Annotated in this window: 20 protein-coding genes, 1 tRNA gene and 2 pseudogenes; 18 read left to right on the top strand and 5 right to left on the bottom strand. The window is 52.5% G+C overall.

Translation table 11 applies throughout. From position 1 onward, the window contains the following. Nucleotides 1-60 precede the first annotated feature (60 nt). The 7 genes and pseudogenes from MJ257_RS11675 to MJ257_RS24985 form a co-directional block, all read left to right on the top strand. Nucleotides 61-1,626, top strand: a complete 1,566-nt coding sequence (locus MJ257_RS11675; RefSeq protein ID WP_240269402.1) for an extracellular solute-binding protein — start codon at nucleotides 61-63, stop codon at nucleotides 1,624-1,626. 34 nt (nucleotides 1,627-1,660) lie between these two features. After that, nucleotides 1,661-2,620, top strand: a complete 960-nt coding sequence (locus tag MJ257_RS11670) for an ABC transporter permease (protein ID WP_240269401.1) — start codon at nucleotides 1,661-1,663, stop codon at nucleotides 2,618-2,620. 15 nt (nucleotides 2,621-2,635) lie between these two features. Further along, nucleotides 2,636-3,532 carry a carbohydrate ABC transporter permease gene (locus tag MJ257_RS11665; RefSeq protein ID WP_240269400.1) on the top strand — a complete coding sequence of 299 codons (897 nt, stop codon included), beginning with the start codon at nucleotides 2,636-2,638 and terminating at the stop codon, nucleotides 3,530-3,532. A gap of 20 nt (nucleotides 3,533-3,552) precedes the next feature. Then, entirely contained in the window at nucleotides 3,553-5,568 is a 2,016-nt protein-coding gene (locus MJ257_RS11660; protein WP_240269399.1) for an alpha-L-arabinofuranosidase family protein, read from the top strand. Nucleotides 5,569-5,582: 14 nt separating this feature from the next. Beyond that, on the top strand, nucleotides 5,583-7,349 hold the full coding sequence (locus tag MJ257_RS11655; protein ID WP_240269398.1) for a glycoside hydrolase family 2 protein: 1,767 nt from the start codon (nucleotides 5,583-5,585) through the stop codon (nucleotides 7,347-7,349). Nucleotides 7,350-7,474: 125 nt separating this feature from the next. Continuing rightward, nucleotides 7,475-7,559: transfer RNA gene (locus MJ257_RS11650), tRNA-Leu, on the top strand. A 317-nt stretch (nucleotides 7,560-7,876) separates the two neighbouring features. Next, nucleotides 7,877-7,951 (top strand): annotated as a pseudogene (locus MJ257_RS24985) (bifunctional 2-keto-4-hydroxyglutarate aldolase/2-keto-3-deoxy-6-phosphogluconate aldolase); the annotation flags it as partial. Nucleotides 7,952-8,428: 477 nt separating this feature from the next. Here the strand turns inward: MJ257_RS24985 and MJ257_RS11640 are convergent. Further along, entirely contained in the window at nucleotides 8,429-9,520 is a 1,092-nt protein-coding gene (locus MJ257_RS11640) for a GntR family transcriptional regulator (RefSeq protein WP_240269396.1), read from the bottom strand. A gap of 270 nt (nucleotides 9,521-9,790) precedes the next feature. Here MJ257_RS11640 and MJ257_RS11635 point away from each other — a divergent pair, with 270 nt between their 5' ends. From MJ257_RS11635 to MJ257_RS11620, 4 genes are all read left to right on the top strand, one after another. Beyond that, nucleotides 9,791-11,407 (top strand): xylulokinase, encoded by a 1,617-nt coding sequence (locus tag MJ257_RS11635; RefSeq protein ID WP_240269431.1) that lies wholly within the window; start codon nucleotides 9,791-9,793, stop codon nucleotides 11,405-11,407. 1 nt (nucleotide 11,408) lies between these two features. Further along, nucleotides 11,409-12,104 carry an L-ribulose-5-phosphate 4-epimerase gene (locus MJ257_RS11630; RefSeq protein ID WP_240269395.1) on the top strand — a complete coding sequence of 232 codons (696 nt, stop codon included), beginning with the start codon at nucleotides 11,409-11,411 and terminating at the stop codon, nucleotides 12,102-12,104. Between the two features lie 36 nt (nucleotides 12,105-12,140). Then, nucleotides 12,141-13,565: an L-arabinose isomerase gene (gene araA, locus MJ257_RS11625; protein WP_240269430.1), complete on the top strand. Its 1,425-nt coding sequence runs from the start codon at nucleotides 12,141-12,143 to the stop codon at nucleotides 13,563-13,565. Nucleotides 13,566-13,948: 383 nt separating this feature from the next. Then, nucleotides 13,949-15,508: a histidine kinase N-terminal 7TM domain-containing diguanylate cyclase gene (locus MJ257_RS11620; protein WP_240269394.1), complete on the top strand. Its 1,560-nt coding sequence runs from the start codon at nucleotides 13,949-13,951 to the stop codon at nucleotides 15,506-15,508. A 76-nt stretch (nucleotides 15,509-15,584) separates the two neighbouring features. On the opposite strand, the gene MJ257_RS11615 is transcribed toward MJ257_RS11620, so the two are convergent. Continuing rightward, a complete protein-coding gene (locus tag MJ257_RS11615) occupies nucleotides 15,585-16,490 on the bottom strand; it encodes a D-isomer specific 2-hydroxyacid dehydrogenase family protein (protein ID WP_240269393.1) in 906 nt (301 codons plus the stop codon). A 149-nt stretch (nucleotides 16,491-16,639) separates the two neighbouring features. Between MJ257_RS11615 and MJ257_RS11610 the strand changes: the two genes are divergently transcribed. Beyond that, nucleotides 16,640-17,374 carry a phosphotransferase family protein gene (locus MJ257_RS11610; RefSeq protein WP_240269392.1) on the top strand — a complete coding sequence of 245 codons (735 nt, stop codon included), beginning with the start codon at nucleotides 16,640-16,642 and terminating at the stop codon, nucleotides 17,372-17,374. Nucleotides 17,375-17,393: 19 nt separating this feature from the next. Here the strand turns inward: MJ257_RS11610 and MJ257_RS11605 are convergent, their stop codons facing one another. Then, a complete protein-coding gene (locus MJ257_RS11605; RefSeq protein ID WP_240269391.1) occupies nucleotides 17,394-17,978 on the bottom strand; it encodes a hypothetical protein in 585 nt (194 codons plus the stop codon). A 159-nt stretch (nucleotides 17,979-18,137) separates the two neighbouring features. On the opposite strand from MJ257_RS11605, the gene MJ257_RS11600 reads away from it, so the two are divergent. Further along, nucleotides 18,138-19,097 (top strand): LacI family DNA-binding transcriptional regulator, encoded by a 960-nt coding sequence (locus MJ257_RS11600; RefSeq protein WP_240269390.1) that lies wholly within the window; start codon nucleotides 18,138-18,140, stop codon nucleotides 19,095-19,097. A gap of 18 nt (nucleotides 19,098-19,115) precedes the next feature. Here the strand turns inward: MJ257_RS11600 and MJ257_RS11595 are convergent, their stop codons facing one another. Further along, nucleotides 19,116-19,754, bottom strand: a complete 639-nt coding sequence (locus MJ257_RS11595; protein ID WP_240269389.1) for an HD domain-containing protein — start codon at nucleotides 19,752-19,754, stop codon at nucleotides 19,116-19,118. Between the two features lie 143 nt (nucleotides 19,755-19,897). Here MJ257_RS11595 and MJ257_RS11590 point away from each other — a divergent pair, with 143 nt between their 5' ends. The 4 genes and pseudogenes from MJ257_RS11590 to MJ257_RS11575 all read left to right on the top strand — a co-directional run bounded on the left by MJ257_RS11590 (nucleotide 19,898) and on the right by MJ257_RS11575 (nucleotide 23,459). After that, nucleotides 19,898-20,791, top strand: a complete 894-nt coding sequence (locus tag MJ257_RS11590) for a LysR family transcriptional regulator (RefSeq protein ID WP_240269388.1) — start codon at nucleotides 19,898-19,900, stop codon at nucleotides 20,789-20,791. Nucleotides 20,792-20,865: 74 nt separating this feature from the next. Beyond that, the gene (locus MJ257_RS11585; protein WP_240269387.1) at nucleotides 20,866-21,843 is read left to right on the top strand and encodes an aldo/keto reductase; all 978 of its coding nucleotides are present in this window, start codon (nucleotides 20,866-20,868) and stop codon (nucleotides 21,841-21,843) included. Between the two features lie 142 nt (nucleotides 21,844-21,985). Then, the gene (locus tag MJ257_RS11580) at nucleotides 21,986-22,510 is read left to right on the top strand and encodes a putative ABC transporter permease (protein WP_240269386.1); all 525 of its coding nucleotides are present in this window, start codon (nucleotides 21,986-21,988) and stop codon (nucleotides 22,508-22,510) included. A 101-nt stretch (nucleotides 22,511-22,611) separates the two neighbouring features. Beyond that, nucleotides 22,612-23,459, top strand: a pseudogene (locus MJ257_RS11575) (divergent polysaccharide deacetylase family protein). On the opposite strand, the gene MJ257_RS11570 reads toward MJ257_RS11575, so the two are convergent. Next, complete coding sequence (locus MJ257_RS11570) at nucleotides 23,446-24,147, bottom strand: N-acetylmuramoyl-L-alanine amidase family protein (RefSeq protein ID WP_240269385.1); 702 nt, start codon at nucleotides 24,145-24,147, stop codon at nucleotides 23,446-23,448. The pseudogene MJ257_RS11575 and the gene MJ257_RS11570 overlap by 14 nt on opposite strands. 171 nt (nucleotides 24,148-24,318) lie before the next feature. Between MJ257_RS11570 and MJ257_RS11565 the strand changes: the two genes are divergently transcribed. After that, entirely contained in the window at nucleotides 24,319-24,546 is a 228-nt protein-coding gene (locus tag MJ257_RS11565; protein ID WP_240269384.1) for a YqzE family protein, read from the top strand. The last annotated feature ends 101 nt before the right edge of the window (nucleotides 24,547-24,647 follow it).

The following is a 24,647-nucleotide window of genomic DNA, read 5'->3' as shown; positions in this document are numbered from 1 at the left end:
CCAAGGTAAACGCTTACAGCAATCGATGTTTTGCCATTTACGAAGGAGGTCATGCAAAAGATGCGAAAACATTGGGGAAAAACGATCAGCGCGGTGCTGATTGCCGCATTGGTGCTGGGGGGATGCGGCTCCGGCTCCGGCGCGAACAAAACCGCTTCTGAAGGAGGCGGAGCATCCGAGGTCAGCAAAGACGGATTTCCGATCGTGCAGGAACCGGTCAAACTGAAGGCGTTTACCCGGATCGCGCCCGTTAACGGGCCGTTTAAGGACATGCCGGTATTTCAGGATTACGAGAAAATGAGCAATGTCCAAATGGAGTTCATCGAATCTCCGACCGACGGTTTTGCCGAGAAGAAGAATCTGCTGTTTGCATCCAACGAGTTGCCGGACATCATGTACCGCTCCGCAATCACGCCGCTTGAAGCGGTTCGCTACGGCGCTGGCGGTCAATTGATTCCGCTGGAAAATTTGATCGAAGAATATGCTCCGAATCTGAAGAAACTGATGGAGGAATACCCGGAGATCCGCGCATCGATCACTACGCCGGAGGGGCATATCTACACGATTCCGGGCATTGTTACGCTGGATTCGGCCCGGACGGACAAGAGATGGATCAATACGGCCTGGCTGGAGAAGTTGAACCTGAAAGCGCCGGAAACGCTGGATGAACTGTACAATGTGCTGGTGGCTTTCCGGGATCAGGACCCGAACGGAAACGGAAAGCAGGACGAAATTCCGCTCACGGCCCGCACCGGCCTCCCGATCGTGGTTGCGATGAGCGGTTCGTATGGACTCGACCAGCAGTTCGGCTACAACGTGAACATCGTCGACGGCAAGGTTGAAATCTGGATGGGGAGCGAACGCAATAAGGAACTGCTAATGTTCCTGAACAAGCTGTACAAAGAGAATCTGCTGGATCATGAAGTATTCTCCCATACGGAAGCGCAGTATTTGGCTAAACAAGGTTCGGGAAATACGGGCGTGTTCTTTGACCAGACCAACAACAACTTCCTGCCGATTGCCGATCAGTATACGGGGATTGCTCCGTTTGAAGGACCGCATGGCGACCGTCTTCAAAGCCAGGGAGCCCCGGTTCCGCGTGACCAAGGTGCGTTCGCCATTACTTCGGTCAATAAATATCCGGAAGTATCCATGCGCTGGATCGACTATTTCTATAGCGATGAAGGCTCGACACTGCTGAGATTCGGACGGGAAGGCGAGCACTATGAATTGGTCGACGGCATCCCGACTTATAAGCCGGAATTCTCTACAGCCGAGACGCAGCCGAAGCTGACTCCGTATGCCGGTGGAGGCGCGCCTCACCTGATCAGCGAATATGTCGCTTCCTACATCAATCCTCCGCAAGTACAAGAAGCCCAGAAAGCGTTGGATCCGTACATGCCGCAAATCCGTTATGCTGCACCGATGTTTGACGAGGCAACGGCCCAAAAGGTGAACGTGCTCCGCAACGATATCGACAAGTATTATGATGAGCAAAGCACCAAATTTATCGCAGGCGCTTTGAGCTTCGACAAGTGGGAAGAGTTCCAGTCCACGTTGAAAAAGATGAACATTGAAGAGCTTCAGCAAATTTATCAAGACGCTTATGACAAAATGGCTAAATAAGGCAGATCCTCAAGTGGGATAGGAGTGGATGTTCATGAAGAACGCAGAAATCCATGAGACTGCCGCGGCGCCCCGATTCCGAGCGGAACGGGGCAGCCGCCTCATCAAGCAGATCGCAAAGAGATACGATTTGTATCTCATGCTGCTGTTGCCGATCGCATGGTATTTGCTGTTCCATTACGGCCCCTTATACGGGCTGCAAATCGCTTTCAAAAATTTTAATCCGGGCAAGGGGATTCTGGGCAGCAGTTGGGTTGGTTTCGAGCACTTCCAGCGGTTTTTCGATTCGTATTACTTTTGGAGACTGCTCTGGAACACGCTCTCCATCAATTTGTTCTCCTTGATCCTTGCGTTTCCGATTCCGATAATGCTTGCCCTTCTCATTAATGAGATTCGAAGCAAAACCTACAGCAAGCTGTTGCAAAACATCACCTATATTCCGCACTTCATTTCGGTTGTCGTCATCGTAGGGATATTAACCGTGCTTCTGTCTACGAACGGCCCGATCAATATGCTGATCCAAGCCTTGGGCGGATCGGAAATCCGCTTCATGGAATCGGCCGGATGGTTCAAGACCATCTTTATCGGTTCGAACATCTGGCAGAATATGGGCTGGCAATCCATTATCTACATCGCGGCGCTGAGCGGAATCAATCCGCAGTTGTACGAAGCGGCCAAGATGGACGGCGCATCGCGGATGCGGCGGATCTGGCACGTCTCTCTCCCGGGCATCGTTCCCGTCATCGTCATCTTGCTCATTTTGGATATTGGGCAGTTCATGAACATCGGTTTCGAGAAAATATTGCTCATGCAAAACAACCTGAATCTCGAAGCGAGCGACGTTATTTCCACGTTTGTGTATACGACGGGGATATTGAAGGGGGAATACAGCTACACGGCGGCCATCGGGCTCTTCAATTCCTTGATCAACCTGACCTTGCTGCTGCTGGTAAACCGGTTCGCGCGCAAAACGTCGGAGACGAGCCTTTGGTAATGGAGGGGACGAAGTATGGCTAAAGAGGCAATTGCGAAAGGTCCATCGGACGAACGTTGGTTCGATGTTATCGTATATTTGATCGCTGCGGTGATCATTATGATCGTGCTTTATCCTTTGTTATTCGTGGTTAGCGCATCGTTCAGCGACCCTGCCAGGGTGCTGAGCGGTGAGGTGTGGTTGCTTCCGAAGGGCCCCACCCTTGAAGCTTATAACAATATTCTGCACAATGATCAGATTTGGACCGGCTACCGGAACTCCATTCTCTACACTGTCGTCGGCACACTGATCAATATTACAATGACTCTTTTGGCGGCATACCCGCTATCAAGGCCGGATTTGCCGGGACGTAAAGGGTTGATGCTGATCATTACCCTGACGATGTTCTTCAGCGGCGGGCTGATTCCGAGCTACTTGCTCGTCAAGAGTCTCGGAATGGTCGATACGATGTGGGCGCTGATCATTCCGGGGGCGATCTCCACTTACAATCTGATCGTCATGAGAACGTATTTCCAATCCAGCATTCCTTGGGAACTGCAGGAAGCGGCGCATATCGACGGCTGCTCCAATTGGCGGCTGCTGATCAGCATTATCCTGCCGTTGTCCAAGCCGATATTGGCGGTGATGGTCTTGTTCTATGCGGTTGGCCACTGGAATGCTTTCTTTAATGCGCTGATTTATATTCGCAGCGAGCATCTTTACCCGCTCCAACTGATCCTGCGGGAAATTTTGATGATCAGCCAGTCTGCGGGCGTCGATGGCGGCAACGTCGGGATGGAGGAGAAAATTCTTCTCTCCGAAAGCATTAAATATGCGGTGATTATTGTTTCCAGTCTGCCGGTGTTGGTCATGTACCCGTTTGTGCAGCGGCATTTTGTCAAAGGGGTCATGATCGGCTCAATTAAAGGATAAACGCGAACGGAGGTAAACCATTGATGAATAAAGCCACGATTACCATCGACGGCAGCCAGTCGAACGGGCATGGGATTAACCCCTACTTGTTTGGACATTTCGTTGAAGACATCCGGGATCATATGGAAGCGATGCTGGCCTTTCCGCTGAAAGACATGGATTTGGAGAGCGAAGCGGAAGGGAAGGCCGAGGTGTCGGGAAGATGGTATCCCTACACGAACGGACGTAATACGAAATATGCCCTGGAAGCTCCGGCGCCAAAGCACTCGGGACGCGCTCAGCGCATTCGGATACTGAGCGATGATGAGGCTTACGCGGGAATCGCTCAGCAGCTCGCGATTAAAGGGCCGATCCGCTATTCGATCAAACTGGTGGCCAGGGCTTCGGTTGAAATCAGCTATGTCATTGTCGAGGTTGTGGACCGGCTTCGTCAGGAACGTTTAGGCCTGGAACGGATTGAGCTGGACAGCCACAATTGGCGGGAATATGAGGCCATGTTGACCATCAGCAGGGATTGCGCCGATGCGGAATTCCGCATTTATGTGCCTGCGGAGCATCCAAGATGGCAAGACAGCGTATCCACCGGCATGCTCTGGATCGATCATATCTCCTTGCTGCCGGAGGACCATATCGGCTTCGTGAAGCGGGAAGTGGTCGAGATGGCGAGGGATTTGAACGCCGGGATGATGAGGCTGGCCGGCAACTATATCAGCGCGTACCACTTTGAACACGGCATCGGACCGGTGCTTGAACGCCCGGTCATGTACAACGAGGCGTGGGGAGGCTGGACGAGCAAATATTTCGGTACGGATGAATTCATCCGGTTCTGTCGGGAGCTGCAGGTCGAACCGCTGATCTGCGTGAATGACGGCTCCGGAACGCCAGAGGAAGCTGCGCAGTGGGTTGAATACTGCAATGGAGGCGCTGATACCCCCATGGGGGCGATCCGCGCCGCCAATGGATCCCCTGAACCCTACAACGTGAAGTACTGGGAGATCGGCAACGAGGTGTGGGGCGCTTGGCAGGTAGGGACGTGTACCGCCGACGATTTCGCTCGGCGTACCGTAACCTTCATCGAAGCCATGAAGGCGACCGACCCTGCGATTGTGATTTTAGCCTGCGGACATACCGATCCGGACTGGAACAAGGCGGTGCTTGAAATCGCGGGAGAGCGGATCGATTACCTGACCCTGCACTTGTATCATGGGTACAACCGCTTTGCGATGGACCGCAGCACGCCGGCGGAAGAGCGCTATAAGGCGATCGCCAGCTTCCCGGAATGGACGAGACACCATATCGAGCAGACGAGAGAACAAATCTTGGAAAGTCCGAAACACAGCCATGTGAAGCTGGCAATAACCGAATATAACACGATGTACTATCCCAATAACGTGAGAAAAGGAGTGCCGGAAGAGCATACGCTGGGCGCAGCGGTTGCCAACGCGGCCAATCTGAACGAAATGCTGCGCGCGAGCGATCTGGTGCACATCGGCAGCTTCTCCGACTTGGTCAACGGCTGGCTTGGGGGATGCATCCGGGTTGGCGATCATTATGCCGACCAATATTGCGGCAAGCTGCCGGGCTGGAGCGGGCATCCGCTCACCGTTTACGGAACCCCGACTTATGAAGTGATGAAGCTTTATGCCGGACGGAAAATCACGCGATTGCTGCCTGTGCGCATCGAATGCGGGACCTTCTCCGTTCAAACGAATAAGCCGGCTCCGATCAAGCTGGATGCGCTCCCGGATCTGGATGTCGTAGCCTGCACGAATGAAGAGGGCAGCGTGATCACGGTCTTTATCGTCAACCGGAGCTTGCATGAAGTGATGACGACCCTTGATTTGCGTGAGCTTGAAGTTTCCGAAGGAACGCTCCTTCATGTCATTACGGGAGACTCCGATCAGGACTTGAATACCGTGTTCGAGCCGAATCGGATCGCCAGCAAAATGAGCGTCGTACCGATCGAGACATGGAAGACCGGATATCCTCTTCGTCCGTCATCCATATATGCGTTGGAAATGAGAACGAACCCGTAAACAGGAGGCATCACATGACTACCAAAGGTTATATCAAAGATTATCCGAGGCCCCAGTTCGTCCGAAACGAATGGATGAACCTGAACGGCGAATGGGACTTCCGCTTCGACGATCAGAATGTCGGCGAAGCCGAAAAGTGGCAGAAGCAGCTCGCGGGAACGCATAAAATTAAGGTTCCGTTTACGTACGAAACCAAGGCTAGCGGCATCGGCCTGGAGGAATTCCATGCACGGGTGTGGTACAGCAAGAGCGTGCCGATCCCAAAGGAAGCGGCTGGAAAGCGAGTCATCTTGCACTTTCAGGCGGTGGATTATATCGCCAAGGTATGGGTGAACGGGGAGTCGGCGGGCGGACATCAGGGGGCCTATGCCGCATTTTCCCTAGATATCACGCCCTACCTGGTCTTCGGTGCGGATAATGTGATCACGCTCAAGGCGGAGGATAGTAACGACTGTACCCAACCCCGGGGTAAGCAGCGTTGGACGAAAGATAACTTCGAGTGCTTTTATGTTCAGAGTACGGGCATTTGGCAGACGGTCTGGCTGGAATACGTGGAGGAGCAACGGCTGGATACGGTAAAAATCACGCCTGATCTCGATCATGCCCGAGTGTCGTTTGATTACCGGGTGCATGGTCTTGAGACCAGGGCGGGGAGCTTGAGGCTCGAAGCCATCGTGACCCTGAAGGATCATCATGTAAAAACGGTAAGCCTTGCGGTCGATCGGCCCCGCTTAAGCGTGGAAGTCGACTTGGTGCATGAAGCGAACGGCCCATGGAAAAGATCGTTCTGGTCGCCCGCTCAACCGAATTTATATGACGTGGAATTCGTGCTGTATTTGGATGAGGTCGTCGTAGACCGCGTGTTCTCTTATTTTGGCATGAGAAAGGTATCGATCGAGAAAGGCAAAGTGCTGCTCAACAATGTGCCGATCTACCAAAGGCTGATGTTGGACCAAGGGTACTGGCCGGAGAGTCACCTGACTCCGCCGAGCGAGGAGGCGCTTATTGCCGATATCGACTACATGCTGGAAATGGGCTATAACGGGGTGCGCAAGCATATGAAAATCGAGGATGCCCGCTTCCTGTATTGGTGCGACGTGAAAGGGCTCTTGGTATGGTCGGAAATGGCGGCAACCTTCGAATTTCATGATGATGCGGTAGAGAACTTCACCAAGGAATGGCTGGAAATCGTCCATCAGCAGTATAACCATCCCAGCATTATCACCTGGGTTCCGTTTAACGAGTCCTGGGGGGTTCCCTACATTCGGCACGATCAGAGACAGCAGAAATTTACGGAAACCATCTACCATCTGACCAAATCCATTGACCCGTACCGGCCGGTCATTACGAATGACGGCTGGGAGCATACGATTTCCGATATTATTACGCTGCACGACTACGTCGAGACGGGAGAAGGTTTCCTCAAACGGTATGCGGGCAACAAGGACGCCATCGTCAACAAGGAAATTTCCTGCAACCAATGGAAATACGCGCTGGCCGACGGTTACGAGTACAAAGGTCAGCCGATCATGATTACCGAGTTCGGCGGGATTGCTTTCGAATCGGATAAAGGGTGGGGGTATGGACATCAGGTACGGACGGACGAGGAGTTCCTGAGCCGTTTCGAAGGCTTGATTCAGGCGATCAAAAGCGTCGACTATATTTGCGGCTTTTGCTATACGCAATTAACCGATGTGCAGCAAGAAATCAACGGGCTGTTGACGGAAGAACGGAAACCGAAGTTCCCGATGGATAAAATCAAGGAAATTAATTTAGCTTGATTCCACCGAGCGGAGGAAGGGACTAACCGGCGGTGACGGGTTGGTCCCTTTTTTAGTGTTGACTCTTCGATATATAAATGATATTATATATTTCGTTGCTGCAAAACAATGCATCAACCACAAACGCGGTCGTGGCGGAATTGGCAGACGCGCACGGTTCAGGTCCGTGTGGGCTAACCCCCCGTGGAGGTTCGAGTCCTCTCGACCGCATTACTCAAACAATTGACGAGCTCTTGGATTCCCTCGTGGAATTCAAGAGCTTTTTGCATACTTGGTATTTTGTAAGGTATTGCTCACCACTTGAGCCGAAGAAATCGAATCCGGCGTAAAATATGCTTTTTCAGGACGAGCGGCAAAGTGCGGTAACTCAATTTGTTCTTGGCCCGGTCTTTTGCAACGATGATTTGTTTGCCCTCATAAGATACAGGGATAACGGTGTGCTTGATGGTAATGGTCTGATGCTGAAAGCTGATGGCGTCCCATTTGAGCCCGACAATTTCACGGCGTCGCAATCCGTAAAAAGCTATTTTGTGAAGGCGATTAAAGGTCCTATGCCTCACGTAAGCATTATGCCAACTGGCGGCGTTGATCTTGAAAATATGGGGAAGCTTTATTCCTTCGTTAATCTTGGATTCTGCAGGTTATGTGGCAAATGCGACACAGACGCCTCAAGCATTGGCAGCCATCAAGTTTTGCTTTACCTGGCTGCCGGCGATTTTCTTTGCAATCGGAGCCATCATTATGTTGAAATATGTAAAGTATGAAAAAAATGAAGGCAAGATTAGACAGGAATTGGAAGAGAGATTGAAAACAAACTAAAAGTAAAGTGTCCTCAAAGTTGATTTATAGACGGAAAACCAATCGTAAACATAGATGAGGCGCATTGAGGAATGGGAAAAAGAAGCGTCTCTTCTTCCGAAACAAGCCTCGTTCGATGGAGTATAACCAGGGCCGGCATCATTCAGGATGCCGGCCCTTACATATATGAGTTAGCTTTGCAGCTTGCGGAATCCCCCGGGGGAATGCCCTCGTATTTTTTAATGTTATTATCAGGGCGCTGCTTCCCACTGTACCAAAGATCATTGTACTTCCATCTCTTTTACCGTCTCGCCTTCAATTAACACGGGTTGGTAATAGGTGTTGTTCGGTAAATCCTTCCTCCCCTGCAGTTTTTTTATGATCCAGTCCGCTGCATCGCGCCCCATTTGCTCTTGCGGGTGGGTCAGTGTCGTGAGTTTGATGTTCGCATTTTTGGCGATATAAGAATTGTCCTGGCCAATAATCGATAATTCGTCCGGGATTAATATGCCAAGCTGTCTGCATCCATTGACGACTTCCAACCCCACTTCATCGTTGTAGCAAACGATGGCCGTCAAATCATCCCGGTTTTCATTGAGGAACTTCTTCAAAGCGGCGGATAAATCCGGCTTGGTCTCCGTATCGTAAGAGAGCACTTGCTCCGGGTGAAATCTTAATTTCGCTTCTCCAAGAGCCTTGATATACCCCTTCATGCGATACTTTCCTTGCAAATCATCCATCTTGGAAATAATTCCAATCTGGGTGTGTCCTTTGGAAATCAGTTCTTTGGTTGCAAGGTAGCTCGACTGCACGTCGTCAAGACAAAAGAAAGGGACCTCCAATTCTTCATAATAGGCATTGATCATGATGAAGGGAACGTCCTGTTCCTTGAACGACAGGTAATAAGCGATATTGGGGTTGTATAAATTGCTTTTCGTCGGTTCGATAATCAATCCGTCTACGCCATAGGACAACATCATTTCCAGAGCTTTTTTTTCCTGCGCGACATCATTATTGGTACTGGCCAACAGCAGCGAATAGTTATCTTCGTTCAATCGCCCTTCAATTCCGCGGATAATCGAAGGGAAAATGTAGTCCGAAATATAAGTGGTGATGACCCCAATCGTTTTCTTATTGGAATTCCCGGCGGATTTGGAGCGGTATTGGCCGCTGACGTATGTGCCGGACCCCTTTTCGCTTCTCAAGAACCCCTCGTTCGACAATTCCAAAATGGCTTTCCGAACCGTCTGGCGGCTCACTTGGTATTTGTCCTGCAAAGCCGATTCCGTAGGGATTTGTTCCCCTACTCCGTAAATTCCCGAGAGAATATTGCTCTTTATATCCTCAATGATGACCTGATATTTTGGCTTCATTTAACCCACTTCTTTCATGTTCTCGCGCACTAATTGATTTATGCCGAATAGTTGTATGTACAGATTTTAACATGATTTTTCATGAATGAAAATCCTTATAAAAGCGACAGGGAGAAGGAAAAAAGTTGTTGTAGTGATAGTTGTATGCATATATAACTATTAAGATTGACAAATGTACGTACAAAAAATATACTAAGTCTGTCAGTAAGGAAAGCGTATTCTTTCGAATATTGATATGAAAACCGTATCGGAGAGGGGATTTACGTGATCATGAATCATGTAGACGTGAAACAAGCGATTGCCAATGGGGAAACATCTCTGGGAATCGAATTCGGATCCACTCGCATTAAAGCGGTGCTGATTGATCGGCGTTTTGAAACGATTGCATCCGGAAGCTATGAATGGGAAAACCTCCTGAAAGACGGATATTGGACGTACAACTTGACGGATATCATCACAGGGATGCAAGAAGCTTATCGTGAAATGAAGCAGGAAGTCGAACGGCAATTTGGAATCACCCTTCGAACTACTGGTTCTATCGGGTTTTCCGGAATGATGCATGGGTATATGGCTTTTGACCACACGGGCGAGCTGCTTGTTCCGTTTCGGACCTGGCGTAATTCGACAACCGGCGCCGCGGCTAAAGCATTAACGGATAAATTCCGGTTCAACATTCCTGAACGGTGGAGCATTGCTCATCTTTATCAAGCCATTTTAAACGAAGAACCACATGTCCCTCGGATCGATTATCTAACGACTTTATCCGGATACATTCACTGGCTGTTGACCGGTAACAAGACGATTGGCATCGGAGATGCTTCGGGCATGTTCCCGATTGATGAATCCATACGCAATTATAATGGATTGATGCTCAAGCAATTTGATGAACTCGTTGCCGCCAAAGGTTACCCGTGGAAGCTTAAAGATATTCTTCCCGAAGTCCGTATCTCAGGCCAGCAGGCAGGCCAATTGACTGAAGCCGGAGCCAAGCTTCTGGATGTATCGCAAAGCTTGCAACCTGGCATTCCGCTTTGTCCTCCGGAAGGAGATGCGGGAACAGGGATGGTTGCAACGAATAGCGTGAGGAAACGTACCGGGAATATCTCCGTTGGAACTTCCGTTTTCGCCATGATTGTATTGGAGCGAGAATTTTCCAAGGTGTACCCGGAAATCGATTTGGTGACGACGCCAAACGGCAGTCCGGTCGGCATGGTCCACGCCAACAACTGTTCAAGCGATATCAACGCCTGGCTGGGGTTGTTCCGCGAGTTTTACGAGGCTATGGGGCAACAAGCCGATACGAATCAAATTTTCAGTGTGCTGCTGCATAAAGCCTTGGAAGCGGATCCCGACGGCGGAGGATTGCTTAGCTATGGTTATTTCTCCGGGGAAAATATCACCGGATTGGATAAAGGCAGGCCGCTGTTTGTCCGCTCTCCGGAGAGCAATTTCAATTTGGCCAATTTCATGCGGACGCATCTTTTTACCTCTTTTGGTGCCTTGAAAATCGGCATGGATATTCTGACAAAGGAAGAAGACGTAGCCATCGATAAAGTTCTAGCCCATGGCGGTCTTTTTAAAACCCCTGTGGTCGGACAGAAGATTGTCTCGGCAGCACTGAATGTTCCGGTTTCAGTGATGGCCACCGCCGGCGAAGGAGGGGCATGGGGCATGGCGATTTTGGCCTCGTACATGATAAACAAAGATCAGCAGGAAAGCCTGGAAGATTTTCTTGACCACAAGGTTTTTAAAGACGTCCAGGCGCAGGAAATGGTTCCGGATGGAGTGGACGTTAAAGGTTTCGAAGTGTTTACCGACCGTTACAAAAAAGGCCTGGCGATTGAGCGCGCCGCTGTAGATCATCTGGAGGAGAACTGGAGGGGTTGACATGCTGGAGCAACTGAAGGAAGAAGTATACCAGGCGAATCTGGATTTGCCTAAACACGGACTCGTGAAATTCACGTGGGGAAATGTGAGCGCCGTTGACCGGGAAAGCGGGTTGTTCGTTATCAAACCTAGCGGCGTCAGTTATGAAGCGATGAAACCCGATGATATGGTGGTTGTCGATTTGGATGGAAATGTAGTCGAAGGAGAGATGAGGCCTTCATCGGACACGGCGACTCACGCCGTATTGTATAAACATTTCGCGGAAATCGGCGGCATCGTGCACACGCATTCCACCTGGGCGACCGTTTGGGCGCAAGCGGGCCTTGATGTGCCCGTGATGGGGACTACGCATGCAGACACCTTCTATGGACCCGTACCCTGTGCCCGTTTCCTAACTCAAGAGGAGATTGACCGCGGTTACGAAGCGGAAACCGGCCGTGTCATCATCGAAACCTTTGAGCAGCGCGGGCTGGACGTGATGGCCATTCCCGGTATCTTGCTTCATGGCCATGCGCCGTTTACCTGGGGGAAAGATGCAAAATCGGCGGTAGTGAACAGCGTTGTTTTGGAAGAGGTTTGTAAAATGAATTTATTTGCCCGGGAACTCAATCATTTTGCCGAAGAACTGCCGCAGCGTATTCTGGATAAGCATTATCTGCGGAAACATGGAAAAAACGCTTATTACGGGCAGAAATAACCCCTATTATTCAATAATGAAAAGAGGATGATCATGATGTCAACAGCAGGAACAAAACAGTTTTGGTTTGTCGTAGGTTCGCAGCATCTATATGGGGAAGAAGCGCTCGCGGAAGTCAAAGCCCACGCGCAAACGATGACGGATGCGTTAAATCAAAGCGGTGTTTTACCCTATCCGCTGGTACTGCAGGACTTGGCTGTAAGTGCGGATAAGATCACAAGCATCATGAAAGAAGTCAACTATCGCGACGATGTTGCCGGCGTCATCACCTGGATGCACACCTTCTCACCGGCAAAAATGTGGATTCGCGGAACGAAATTGCTGCAAAAGCCGTTGCTTCATCTCGCAACACAATTCAATGAAAGCATTCCTTGGGCGACCATCGACATGGACTTCATGAACCTGAATCAGGCAGCTCATGGCGACCGTGAATATGGATTTATCAATGCCCGTTTGAAAAAGCAAAATAAAATTGTTGTAGGGTATTGGGAACGCCCGGAAGTGCAGCAGCAAATTGCAGACTGGATGGACGTAGCGGTTGCTTATAACGAAAGCTTCAATATCAAGGTCGCCCGTTTTGGCGATAACATGCGCAACGTTGCGGTTACAGAAGGGGATAAGGTGGAAGCGCAAATTCAATTCGGATGGACCGTGGACTACTTTGGGATCGGAGACCTCGTTCAATGCGTGAATGCCGTTACGGAGGAAGAGATCGACGCTTTGTTTGCGGAATACGCAGAGCTTTATGAATTTGATTATGGCACTTACAGCAAGGAAGCTTGGGAGGCCAGCGTAAAAGTACAAGCAAGCTATGAAATCGCTCTTAAGCGTTTCCTTGATAAGGGCGGTTACAACGCCTTCACATCGAATTTCGAAGATTTGCATGGGATGAAACAGCTTCCTGGTCTTGCCGTCCAACGTTTGATGGCCCAAGGATACGGTTTTGCCGGTGAAGGAGACTGGAAGACGGCAGCGCTCGATCGCTTGCTTAAAGTGATGAGCCATAACCAATCCACCGGCTTCATGGAGGATTATACCTATGAGATGGCAAGAGGTCAGGAAGCCATCCTTCAATCCCATATGCTTGAGGTAGATCCGACTTTGGCAAGCAACAAGCCGAAAATCATCGTTTCTCCGCTAGGCATCGGCGATCGTGAAGATCCGGCGCGCTTAGTATTTGACGGCAAAGCGGGAGACGGCGTGGTTGTTTCCATGGCAGACTTTGGTACGCATTATAAGCTCTTGATCAATGAGGTTACTGCCTTTGAGCCGACGGTCCCGGCTCCAAAACTTCCGGTGGCCCGCGTGCTTTGGAACGTAAAGCCAAACTTCCAGGATGGAGTAAAAGCCTGGATTGAAAACGGCGGCGGCCACCATACCGTTGTGTCATTGAATTTAACGACGGAGCAAATTGTGACCTATGCCAAGCTGGTTGACTTGGAATATGTAATTATCAAATAAAGTCTGATCGTTCCCGGCTGTATATTCAACAGGAGTTCGGCATTGCTCAGCGTGAGCTACTAAACTGGTACCCATACACGGGACACTTAAAAAAAGTGTTTAGTTGTATGGGGACCTTTTTGTATACTGAAGTTAACATTAGGGGGCGGACAAGATGGGGAGGAAGTATTTTAATCCAAACGATGAGGAATCTTTTTTTGAGGAGTCCAAAGATCTTAATCGTAAATATTACTAATGAATTATAGAGGTGATAGAATGTAATTCATATATAGGTTTGCAAATATAAGTCTATCGCCTTAAAAAGATATCTATCCGGTGAGACTTCCTGTACAATCAAAGTTAGCAAAATTTGCGATTATTCAAGGACATGGAGAACGATAGAGATGGGATCGGAAATCAACGTATATATTACGCTCGTCGCTACTTCGGGCGTGCTGAATTTTTTTCTGGGTATTTACGCTTTTGCTCATCGAACAAGCATCCCTTATGCGCGCACCTTCCTGATCTATAACGCCGCCTTGGCCATTTACATTTTCGGATTCGCTTTCGAGCTGTCCAGCGACTCGCTGGAAGAGATCAAGCGGTGGATCGTCGTGGAGTATATCGGGATGCCTGCCTCCGCAGTATTAAGCTTGCTGCTCGTTTTCCGCTACCTGGGCAGAAACGTTTCGCGCAAGATGGTTGCGGCGATGTTCATCATTCCCGCGATTACGTTGTTTCTGGTCGCCACGAATGACGTTCACCATCTTTTTTACAAAGACATCTATATCCGGGAGTCCTCCCCGGTGCCGCTGGTCGACATTGATATTGGGGAATGGTATATCGTTCACGGTGCCTACACTTTCGGCTGCCTGCTTGGCGGTTTGGTGGTGCTGCTGCGTCGCTGGAGGCATACGAAAAAGATGTACCGTATCCAGCACGCCACATTAATCGTTTCGCAAGTGATCCCGATGCTGGCCGCCTTCCTGTATTTGATGGGAGCCACGCCGTGGGGAATGGACCCCGTTCCGATGGTGCTGTGCCTGACTTCCGCGATGTATATCTGGGCAATCGTCTCTTCGCGGATGCTGACGATCGTGCCGATCGCCAAGGAAAGCCTGTTCGAAAGCATGCGGGAAGGGGTTATCGTCCTTGACGGCGCGCACCGTATCGTTGATTATAACCGGGCGTTGTCAGGGCTGCTGCCGAGGGTAAGTCATCGAACGATCGGCAAAACGTTGTTCGAAGCATGGCCGGAGCTGACGGGGGAGGCGTTCCCCTTCGTCCATTCCGTCGACGGCATGGAGGAGGAACTGCACTGGAAAACCGCCGCCGGCCCGATCACCTGTCTGATCCGATCCTCGCCCGTCATCAGCAAAGGCGGCGACGCACTGGGGACGCTGCTGCTGTTGATCGACATTACGGAACAAAAGCGGTTGCAGGACCAGCTTCAAAATTTGGCCTTCCTGGACGGATTGACAGGGGTTCCGAACCGGAGACGGTTTCTCGGTCAAGGCAAGGAGATGTTGGAAAAAGCGACGGCGGCCGGGAAGCCGTTCGCCGTCATTTTGTTCGATATCGATTATTTCAAGCGGATCAACGATAAATACGGGCATGAGACGGGGGACCTGGCGCTCGTGCACGTTACCGAGGTATGCCGCCGCATCCTGCCGTCGGGGGCGTTGTTCGCCCGTTACGGCGGGGAAGAATTCGCGGTAGGCATGCCGGATGCCGCGATCGGGGAAGCGGTCGAATGGGCCGAACGGCTGCGTTCGGCGTTGAGCGCCGAGCCGCTTCTAACCGGGACCGATTCTATCGGCATCACGGCCAGCTTTGGCGTAGCCCCTTCGCTTGTTGCCGGTGATACGCTGGAATCGCTGCTTCGGGACGCGGACGCCGCCCTATACGATTCGAAGCGGAATGGCCGAAATGCGGTCAGTCTGGTAGCCGCCGCGAAGGAATAGACCTTGCCTAATGCGCTGCTGCAAGAACAACAGCCTCGCAAACTCGCTCTTCGGAGCGGTTGCGAGGCTGTTTTTTTCATTGGCTAGTCCCTAGATAACCCGTCAGATTGTCCAATACTTTGCGAGATAACCTTCCTCTGGCCTCCCGGGTGAAACCTGACACTTTAGCGGTATAGATGATTTGGGGATAGCGGTGAAGCTCGGTTTTGAACTCTCCTGCACCATCCGCGTCAAAGATCGCATAGTTTCCGCTCTCCTGGATCCATTCCCGAAACGCAGCAGCATCAAAAGGCGCTCCGAGGGAAGTATTCACCAGAATTTTGCCGTGACCCAAAGCGGCGAATTCCTCGGGCCCAAGGAGCTTGGTGTTTCTGGGCAAATGCATGGAGATGATCTCCGAAGTTTGCAGCAGATCGCGAAGCGGAACATATTCATAACCTTCCTGTTCGCAATCCGGTTTGCGGTTCCGGCTGAAATATTGGACGCGCATGCCGAAAGCGGAAGCCCGATGCGCCAAGATCTGGCCGGTTGCCCCCATCCCGATGATGCCCAGCTTGCGCTGCTGCAATTCGACCGGTTCGCTTAGCCATTGGTGCGGGCCCAAACCTTTGAGCAAGCGGATAAGCTCGCTCATGACGAATTCGGCAACCCCTTCATCACCATAATCGCGGACTCCCCGGACCTCGATACCATGCGCTCTCGCCGCAGCGATATCGACGTTGGCCGATCGCTCGTCATACAGGCTGCAGCACATGCCGATATAGCGGATCGAGGGGTGGCTTGCAATCACTTCGCGATCGATTTTCGTTCGCCAAGATACAAGTACGCAATCCGCATCTTGGATTCTTTCCATTACCTCGTCTTTGTTTTGCGGATCCTGGTCAAACCGGATAATCGGTTGTTTCGAGAACGTTTGCAATTCTTCCAAGGCCCAACCTTCGAGCCCGACGTTATCCACGCAGGTAATTTGATTGAACTTCATCTCTGGAGAACCTCCTTAACCCGGCATCTTACGCACATCACATGCTTGTTTTCTACTATATCACGAAGTGTCGGTATGGATGAGGGATTCTTCCGTCTAGAGCCAGGGTGAACTGTGATAAAATCGAAGTAAATCTAGGAGGGATAAGCATGGTGTTGGATCAGCAAATCGGAAAGGGAAACACGGCGCAAATCTATTTGCACGAAGGGAAAATCTATAAACTGTTTCATCGGGGATTACCGCATGACGAGGCTGGCCGCGAAGCCGACAAGCAGCGATGGGCTCGCGACTGCGGGCTGCCGGTACCGAAGGTACACGGTCTAGAGCGGATCGATGGGCAGCAGGCGATCGTGATGGAGTACGTTCCCGGCCCGACTTTGGGGGAACGGATCCGGCGCGAGCCAGGGAAAGCGGCCGATTACCTCAGCCAGGCCGCGGAGATGCAGATTCGGATCCACGGAGCGGAAGCGGCCTCTTGGCCGGCAATGACGGAGCGGCTCGCGCATAAGATCGCGGCCTCCGGTTTAACCCTTCGGCAGCAAGAAGATCTGCTGCGCCGGTTGCAGGATCAGCCGGAAGGGACCCGGCTTTGTCACGGCGATTTCCATGTACATAACCTCATTCAGGCCGATACGGGGCTGTTCGTTATTGACTGGGTAGATTCGACGAGAGGGGATGCCCGGGCGGATGCCTGCCGATCCTATTTGCTTTATTATGAGCTGTCCGAAGAAATCGCCGATCTTTACCTGCAATTCTATTGCGAGAAAAGCCGGTTCTCCAAGGACGAGATCCTATCCTGGCTGCCCATCCTTGCGGGAGCGAGATTATCGGAAAACGTATCGGCGCAAGCGGCGGAAACGTGGTTAAAGCTGATTTCCCGCTGAACGCGCCGTTCGGAACGCCTTAGGAACCGCATTCCGGTACGGTATCTAACAGGATGACCGCTAAACGGCAGCCTTTCGAGAGCAGGCCGGCGGCATCAAACGGGGCGGGCCCGATCAGCGGAAACCAGTCCTCGGGATCTTCCGTTTCAGATAGAGGACCCAAACCGACGAGAAGATCCCCCGGCCGGATGTCATCCTTCCATTCCGGCATGCCAATTTGTTCCGCGAGCATTCGCAGGTCCGGAATGTCACGCTTAGCGGTGTCGGCTTGTACCGCCGGAATGAATTCGGCCCCCTCCATCAGGGGCCACAGCTGCGACTCCCCGCAGATCGAGACGTATTTCACTGTCACCGCCGTTTCCGCCAGGCGCCGTAACACGCTGGCTGCCTCGTCGCCGAAACCGGAAACGACAAGCAGACGCAAGGCGAGCAGTGATTTGTGAAACCGGGTTAATCCCTGCATGTAGGCATAGGCCCTTACGTTCTGCGGCACCGGCAACTCAAGCAAGACCTTCTCCAGCCGCTCGGCGGATTGGTCCAGGAGCTGTAGCCAGCTGGCGTGGCGCTGCTCCATCTCCACGATCGTCTCCTCGTAACTGAGCACCGTTTCTTCACCTCGACTGTTCCGATTCCTCTACTGAAGTCACTTTAAGGGATGAAACGCATTTCAGGTCAACCCCTTCTTTTGCAATTGCCCCATATACGGTAAAGTGGTATTCAAGAAGCCGAATCGCACATCAATTGGAGGAGGAGACCGGATGGCATGGCCAATATCAAGGAGATAGCTAAACGGGCAAGAGTATCGGTATCAACCGTTTCCAGAGTGATTAACGACCACCCTTACGTCAGCCCGGACAAAAGAGAAGCGGTGAAGCGAGCCATGGAGGCGGCAAATTACGAGCGGAATATTAACGCCGTCCATCTTAGCCGGGGCAAAACGAATCTGATCGGCGTCGTCGTTCCTTCCATTCGTCGTCCGTACTACGGCATGCTGGTAGACGGAATTGCGGATGAGGCGATGAAGGACAACTACAAGCTGGTGTTCATCCAGACCGATTACGAGGTTGACCGGGAGTTGGATGCGTTGATGATGCTGAAGCTGAAGCAGATCGACGGGCTGATCATCGGATCCCGGGCCTGCGAATGGGAGGTTGTCGAGGAATATGCGAAGTACGGGCCGATTACGGTGCTGGAGGATGGCCGGGGCCGGAACGTGTCGTCCATCTTTTTCGACCATTACGGCAGTTTTACCCGGGCGTTAACCTATTTGTGGAGCAAAGGACATCGGAAGATCGGGTATTGCCTGGCTCGCAAATCCAGCCCGAACAGCCTGAGGCGAACCGCTGCCTACCGGGATTTCCTTGCCGGCAAACATCAGGCGTACCGCCCGGATTACGTCTTTTATGACTGCGCCCTGCTGGAAGACGGGGAATGGATCATGGAGCGGATCGGGCGGATGGAGGATCCGCCGACCGCGTTGCTGGTGACCAGTGATCAGGTTGCCGCAGGCATTCTGGCTTATTGTACGGAGCGAGGTATCCGGGTGCCGGACGAGCTGGCCCTCGTCGGGTTCGATAACCAACCTATCGCCAAGATGCTTAATATGACGACGTTCGAGATTCCGCTGGCGGAGATCGGCCGGCAGTTGTTCCGCCAAGCCACCGCGGATACCCGGTCCCATCTGGAGATTCCCCTCCTTTTCATCGAACGTTCAACGGTATAAGCCACCACAAATTGCGATTCATTCCCTCCAAGGGGAGTGATGGATGCAGTCGCAAAAGTTCTTCCGTTGGAAACCGGGAATCATGGCGGCGCACACGTCGGCTTTGATATTCCCGAAGGTGGTATCCGTTTTGTGCTTAAAGCCCTCAAAAAACGCAGGGATGATGCGGTTCTTGAAATCGTTGCGGGGAAAGGCGGCTACGATCTCTTGGCGGACCTCTTCCGAAATCCGTTCGAAATTCTCGCCCATCACGTCATAACCAACCCCGGAGTAGAGCAAGGCGACTTCGGATTCTTTGTATTCGGCGACGCCGAGGGTGGTATGCAACGCGATCGCATCCCACACTAACCGGATGGATTCCTGCGGGACGCCGCGGCTTCTCAGAAATTCGCGGGCTGCGTCGGCGCCGTCCACTTCAAAACGTTTGTCCGGACTGCTGTACTGCGGGGTGAGGCCCAAATCGTGGAACAAGGCGCTGATGTATAGCAATTCGGCGTCATAGTTCACGTTCGCTTGGTTCCCCTGTATGGCGGCAAATAAAAATACGCGGTTCGAGTGGTTCCACAGCAGTTCGTCTCCGTATTCGCGCAGCAATTCGGCGGCTTCCAAAGCGAGCTTGCTATCGGGGATTTTGATTTCGGCAATCCAATTCGGCATCATGGTTCCTCCTCAATGATCGGGTTCTATTCATTTCAGGCTCATTGTACCGTTCGACATTATCATTGATCAATATGATTGTTTCGATGATAATGATAGATAGTTTAAATCGATATCCGTGATCCGGGGAGGATGAAGTACGAATGGAACTAAGGCAACTGGAATGCTTCAAAGCGGTTTGCCAGGAGCTGCATTTTACGAAAGCGGCCGAACGCTTGAATATCTCGCAGCCGACCCTCAGTTATCAAATCAAGCTATTGGAGGACGAGTTAAGGGTCCCGTTGTTCAATCGGATCGGCAAAAAAATTACGATGACACCGGCAGGTCATATTTTGCAAAAATATAGCGCCGCCATTTTCAACTCATTGGCCGGGGTTCGTGAGGAAATTTCCGAGCTGCATCATCTGGAACGCGGCGAGTTGGCAGTGGCCACGTTGATCGGGGAATTAAACGAACTCGTATCCGGGCTTCTTGGCGAATTCTATCCGCGTTATCCCCGCTTGCAGCTCAAATTGCTCGGGGTCGAAGACGTAATCGAGTACCTGGTGTCGGAGGAGGTCGATTTTGCGGTGACGATCCTGCCGCAGGAGGAGGACGAGCGATTCGCTGCCATCCCCCTGTACAAGGAGGATTTCTATTTCGTCGCACCAGCGGCCCATCCTCTGGCCGGGCAAACCTCCTTCGATTTCGAACGCATCGCCGAAGAAGCAGTGGTTATGTTTCCTCCGACGCATCGCTGCCGCCAACTGGTCGATGCGGCTTGCGCAGTCAAGGGGTTTACGTTGCAGCCCCAAATCGAAACGACCACTATCGACTCCTTGCTGCGGCTGATCCGCTCCGGCGCAGGCGTGACGATCCTGTCCAAGACGCTGCTGGATATGTACGAATTGCGGGATTTGTGCCTCCTCCCGTTGCGGAATCCCGCTTTGACCCGGGAGGTTGGGATCGTTCACCTGAAGGATAAATACCTTGGCGCGGCCGCCCGGGAATTCATTGCGCTGATTCAAGAGCGCGTTCGTACTTTAAAGGAGATTTAGGTGCAGATGCCGGTTGCGTTATAATGAAAGGGCAGAAAAGGAAATTCAATATGCGAGCGGAAGGGGCATGAAGCATGGAATATGTGAAGCTGGGACGAACCGGGCTTGAGGTATCGCGCATCTGCCTGGGCTGCATGAGCTATGGCGAACCGGACCGCGGGGCGCATCCTTGGTCGCTGAACGAGGACGAAAGCCGTCCGTTTATCCGCAAGGCACTCGAGCTTGGCATTAATTTTATTGACACGGCCAACGTGTACTCCGACGGGACCAGCGAAGAAATCGTGGGGCGGGCACTTAAAGCGTTCGCCAATCGCGACGAGATCGTGATCGCCACCAAGGTCCACGGGCGGATGCGTCCCGGTCCGAACGGCGGTGGTTTGTCCCGCAAAGCGATCCTGACGGAAATCGACCATAGCCTTAAGCGTCTGGGGACGGATTACGTCGATCTGTATCAGATTCACCGCTGGGATCCCACGACGTCGATCGAAGAAACGATGGAGGCGCTCCATGATGTCGTCAAGGCCGGCAAGGCCCGTTATATCGGGGCTTCCTCGATGTATGCCTGGCAATTTCTCAAAGCGCTTCATACGGCAGAGCGGCACGGGTGGACTAGATTTGTCTCGATGCAAAACTACCTGAACCTGCTGTACCGGGAGGAAGAACGCGAGATGCTGCCGCTGTGCGAAGCGGAAAACATCGGGGTTATTCCGTGGAGCCCGCTGGCTCGCGGCCGCTTGACCCGCGATTGGGACGAACAAAGCGAACGTTCGCAAAGCGACCTGTTCGGCCAACGTTTGTACGCGACGACGGCGGAGGCCGACCGTAAGGTCGTCGAGCGCGTCGCCGAGGTCGCGGCTCATCGCGGCGTGCCGCGCGCCCAGGTTGCCTTGGCTTGGGTACTGCAAAAATCTCCGGTGACGGCGCCGATCGTCGGCACAACCAAACCGCATCATCTGGAAGATGCCGTTGCCGCGGTATCGCTCCGTTTAACGCCGGAGGAAATCGCCCGGCTCGAGGAACCCTATGTACCGCACCCGGTGCTGGGCATGTAACGGTTCCATCAGATCCCTGTTTAGGAAGCTTGATCAATAGGCTTCCCGCACAGGGGTCTTTTTTTGTATGCCAAAGGAAGGGGCCTTCTGCGCATGTTTCCCTACGGGGACAGTCATACTAGCTGAAAGGAGGCTGGTGTTCATGACGGCGGGAGAAATCGGTTTTTATTTTCTGCTGTATTCGCTTTTTGGCTGGCTGCTCGAAAATGTGTATAGCCTGTTCACGCAAGGGGTGTTCTGGAAGGAGGGCTTCTTGAAAGGCCCGTTTAAGCCGATGTACGGCGTAGCCCCGCTGCTCTTGCTGGTACTTGTACCTGAAGGAGAAGGAGTTCAGCCGCTGCTGGCGGCTTTGCTTTGCCTGATCATCCCGACCGTTGTCGAAGGGATCAGCGGCTACTTGCTGTTGACGATGTTTGGGCGCAGATGGTGGGATTATTCGGGCCTTCGCTTTCAGTTAGGCGGCCATGTTTGCCTGCGGTTCTCCTTGTATTGGGGCGTCTTGTCGGCTTTGATGCTGAAAGGGGTCCACCCTTTGGCGGAACAGGCGTATCTTAGCATTTCCTCAGTATGGCCCGTAGCGGGTCCAGCCTTGTTATTGCTATTTGCTGCCGATCTGGTGTGGACATGCCTGACGCGGCGGCGCGCATTTCGCGGAAGTTTGATCTAAACTCTGGGTGGTGCGGAGTGAAGGAGGGAGCCATATTGTCATTAATCAAGAACCCGGTTCGATGGTTGACGGTACTAGCCGCCACTTGTCTGACGGCGCTGATGCTGACAACGCCAGTCAGCGGGCGAGCTGCGCCGCCTGTCGCACCGGAAGAGGCCACAGGTCCGGAAGGAACAGGAAGGCAGAAGACCGAAGCAACGGCGGACGACAAACAACCACTGCCTTCCCGTAAGCTCGCGGTGATTATCGACGATCTGGGTAACCGGATGGGCGGGACGGACGAAGTGTTGAACCTGCCGGTCAAATTGACCGTTGCGGTCATGCCTTTTTTGGAAACGACGCAGGAAGATGCGCGGCAGGCGCATGAGCGCGGGCACGACGTGATCGTTCATTGCCGATGGAGCCGAAGCAAGGCAGGCCGGAGTGGCTGGGACCCGGGGCGATTCTCTCCAGCATGACGGACGAGGAGATCCGACGGAAGGTGGAAGCTGCGGTCGATCAAGTGCCTTACGCCGTAGGGATGAACAACCATATGGGCTCGAAGGTGACCGGGGACGAGCGCGTGATGTCGGTGATTTTGGAAGTGTGCCGCGAGCGGGGGTTATTTTTCGTGGACAGCAAAACCAATTATTGGTCCGTCATTCCGCGCTTAAGCGAGGAGAAGGGGTTGCCCCGGCTGGAAAACGACATCTTTCTGGACGATGTGGGCAGCGAGGAACATGTGACCGGGCAACTGCGGCAGGTCCTTGAATTATTGAAGAAAAACAAACGCGGCAGCTGCGTCACCATTGGGCATGTGGGCGTGCAAGGCAAGACAACGGCGGCGGCCTTGAAAAAAAACATCCCGATCCTGCAAGCCGAAGGCGTGAACTTCATCGGGATCAGCGATTTGGCGCGGGAACAAATCAGTCCCGGCATTCAGCCGGGACCGGGGTTTACATTACCGTAAAGTATTCGGCGATGCCGCGATACAACGCTTCGGCAATCCTCTGTTGACCGCGCCTGTTCGTGAGAACGACGCGGTCTTCCGCGTTGCTGAGAAAGCCCGTTTCCACGATCACGGCCGGACAGTCGATATGGTTCAGTAAATAAAACGGCTTGCCGTGTTCTGGAATTCGAGATGCTTCCAACTGATAGAACCTTTCCAGCGATCGTTGGATCGAGTCCGCCAGCACCACGCTCCGTCCTTCATTCTGATGGAGCACGAGCGGCCCGCGTTTCGAGGAATTCCGTCCCCAGTTCACATGCAGGCTGACGACGATCGAAGCGGGCAGTTGTTCGCTGAGTTCCTTGCGCTGCGCCAAATCCCGAAGGTGCCGCGAGCGGCTTCGAAGCCAACGGTTGTCGTCGCTTAAGGCATAATCACCTGTACGATTCAGAATCGCGCGGTAGCCGTGGCTTCGCAGGACGACGTAGAGCCGCCGCCCGATTTCGAGATTGATGTCCTTCTCAAGAATCTGTTCATAAGACGTTCCACCGTCGATCCCGCCATGACCGGCGTCGATCAGGATCACCGGCTCGGGGAAGGCATGCCTAAGGTCTTTGCCATCCTCAGCCGCAGCCGGGGCGATCCCGATTCCCAGAACAATGGGGACCATCAGGATTAGCGCCAGCAGGCATCGTATCATCTTTCCCATATGTCTCACCTTTCAGGGGGTTCTTCCTCTATAGAGTGAACCTGCGGCAGTGAAATCATGCATCTTCGGGAAGCGGATGGAGGCTTGGCGGATCACGGGTTTAAGGAGAAGGGAATCGGCGCAAACTAGGGTTAACGAAGAACGACAAAGCTGGAAAGGAGCTTTTCTCCCATGGCCAAAGGCGACGAATTGGTCAAATACATCACGGAACGGGTGGTAGATTACGTGGAAACGCCCCGGGAGGTCCGCCGCGAGCGGTCCAAAGTGAAGGAACCGTGGACCCGGCGCTGGTTCGGCATGATCCCGTTCTCCATCTCCCTGTGGGCCGGGCAACTTCCCAAGCCGAAGAAGAAGGAAGCCCGGAGGAAAGAGCATGCCTCCCGCTCCCGCGAGGTATGATTAGGCCGAGCCCATCAAGCGAAAACAGCCGTCTTCCGTCCCGCAAGGGAGAAGGCGGCTGTTTTTAGGTTGACCCGGGAGATCGGGCTATCTGATTCATC

This window comes from Paenibacillus timonensis, from assembly GCF_022427145.1.
Taxonomy (GTDB): Bacteria; Bacillota; Bacilli; order Paenibacillales; family Paenibacillaceae; genus Fontibacillus; species Fontibacillus timonensis.
Note: the sequence above shows the minus strand (reverse complement) of the source record. Positions and strands in the feature narration are given on the sequence as shown.

Coding starts and splice junctions, on each gene's coding strand:
- MJ257_RS11675 (WP_240269402.1), top strand. CDS start 61: ATGCGAAAACATTGGGGAAAAACGATCAGCGCGGTGCTGATTGCCGCA.
- MJ257_RS11670 (WP_240269401.1), top strand. CDS start 1,661: ATGAAGAACGCAGAAATCCATGAGACTGCCGCGGCGCCCCGATTCCGA.
- MJ257_RS11665 (WP_240269400.1), top strand. CDS start 2,636: ATGGCTAAAGAGGCAATTGCGAAAGGTCCATCGGACGAACGTTGGTTC.
- MJ257_RS11655 (WP_240269398.1), top strand. CDS start 5,583: ATGACTACCAAAGGTTATATCAAAGATTATCCGAGGCCCCAGTTCGTC.
- MJ257_RS11640 (WP_240269396.1), bottom strand. CDS start 9,520: ATGAAGCCAAAATATCAGGTCATCATTGAGGATATAAAGAGCAATATT.
- MJ257_RS11635 (WP_240269431.1), top strand. CDS start 9,791: ATGAATCATGTAGACGTGAAACAAGCGATTGCCAATGGGGAAACATCT.
- MJ257_RS11630 (WP_240269395.1), top strand. CDS start 11,409: ATGCTGGAGCAACTGAAGGAAGAAGTATACCAGGCGAATCTGGATTTG.
- araA (WP_240269430.1), top strand. CDS start 12,141: ATGTCAACAGCAGGAACAAAACAGTTTTGGTTTGTCGTAGGTTCGCAG.
- MJ257_RS11620 (WP_240269394.1), top strand. CDS start 13,949: ATGGGATCGGAAATCAACGTATATATTACGCTCGTCGCTACTTCGGGC.
- MJ257_RS11615 (WP_240269393.1), bottom strand. CDS start 16,490: ATGAAGTTCAATCAAATTACCTGCGTGGATAACGTCGGGCTCGAAGGT.
- MJ257_RS11610 (WP_240269392.1), top strand. CDS start 16,640: ATGGTGTTGGATCAGCAAATCGGAAAGGGAAACACGGCGCAAATCTAT.
- MJ257_RS11600 (WP_240269390.1), top strand. CDS start 18,138: ATGGCCAATATCAAGGAGATAGCTAAACGGGCAAGAGTATCGGTATCA.
- MJ257_RS11595 (WP_240269389.1), bottom strand. CDS start 19,754: ATGCCGAATTGGATTGCCGAAATCAAAATCCCCGATAGCAAGCTCGCT.
- MJ257_RS11590 (WP_240269388.1), top strand. CDS start 19,898: ATGGAACTAAGGCAACTGGAATGCTTCAAAGCGGTTTGCCAGGAGCTG.
- MJ257_RS11585 (WP_240269387.1), top strand. CDS start 20,866: ATGGAATATGTGAAGCTGGGACGAACCGGGCTTGAGGTATCGCGCATC.
- MJ257_RS11580 (WP_240269386.1), top strand. CDS start 21,986: ATGACGGCGGGAGAAATCGGTTTTTATTTTCTGCTGTATTCGCTTTTT.
- MJ257_RS11570 (WP_240269385.1), bottom strand. CDS start 24,147: ATGGGAAAGATGATACGATGCCTGCTGGCGCTAATCCTGATGGTCCCC.
- MJ257_RS11565 (WP_240269384.1), top strand. CDS start 24,319: ATGGCCAAAGGCGACGAATTGGTCAAATACATCACGGAACGGGTGGTA.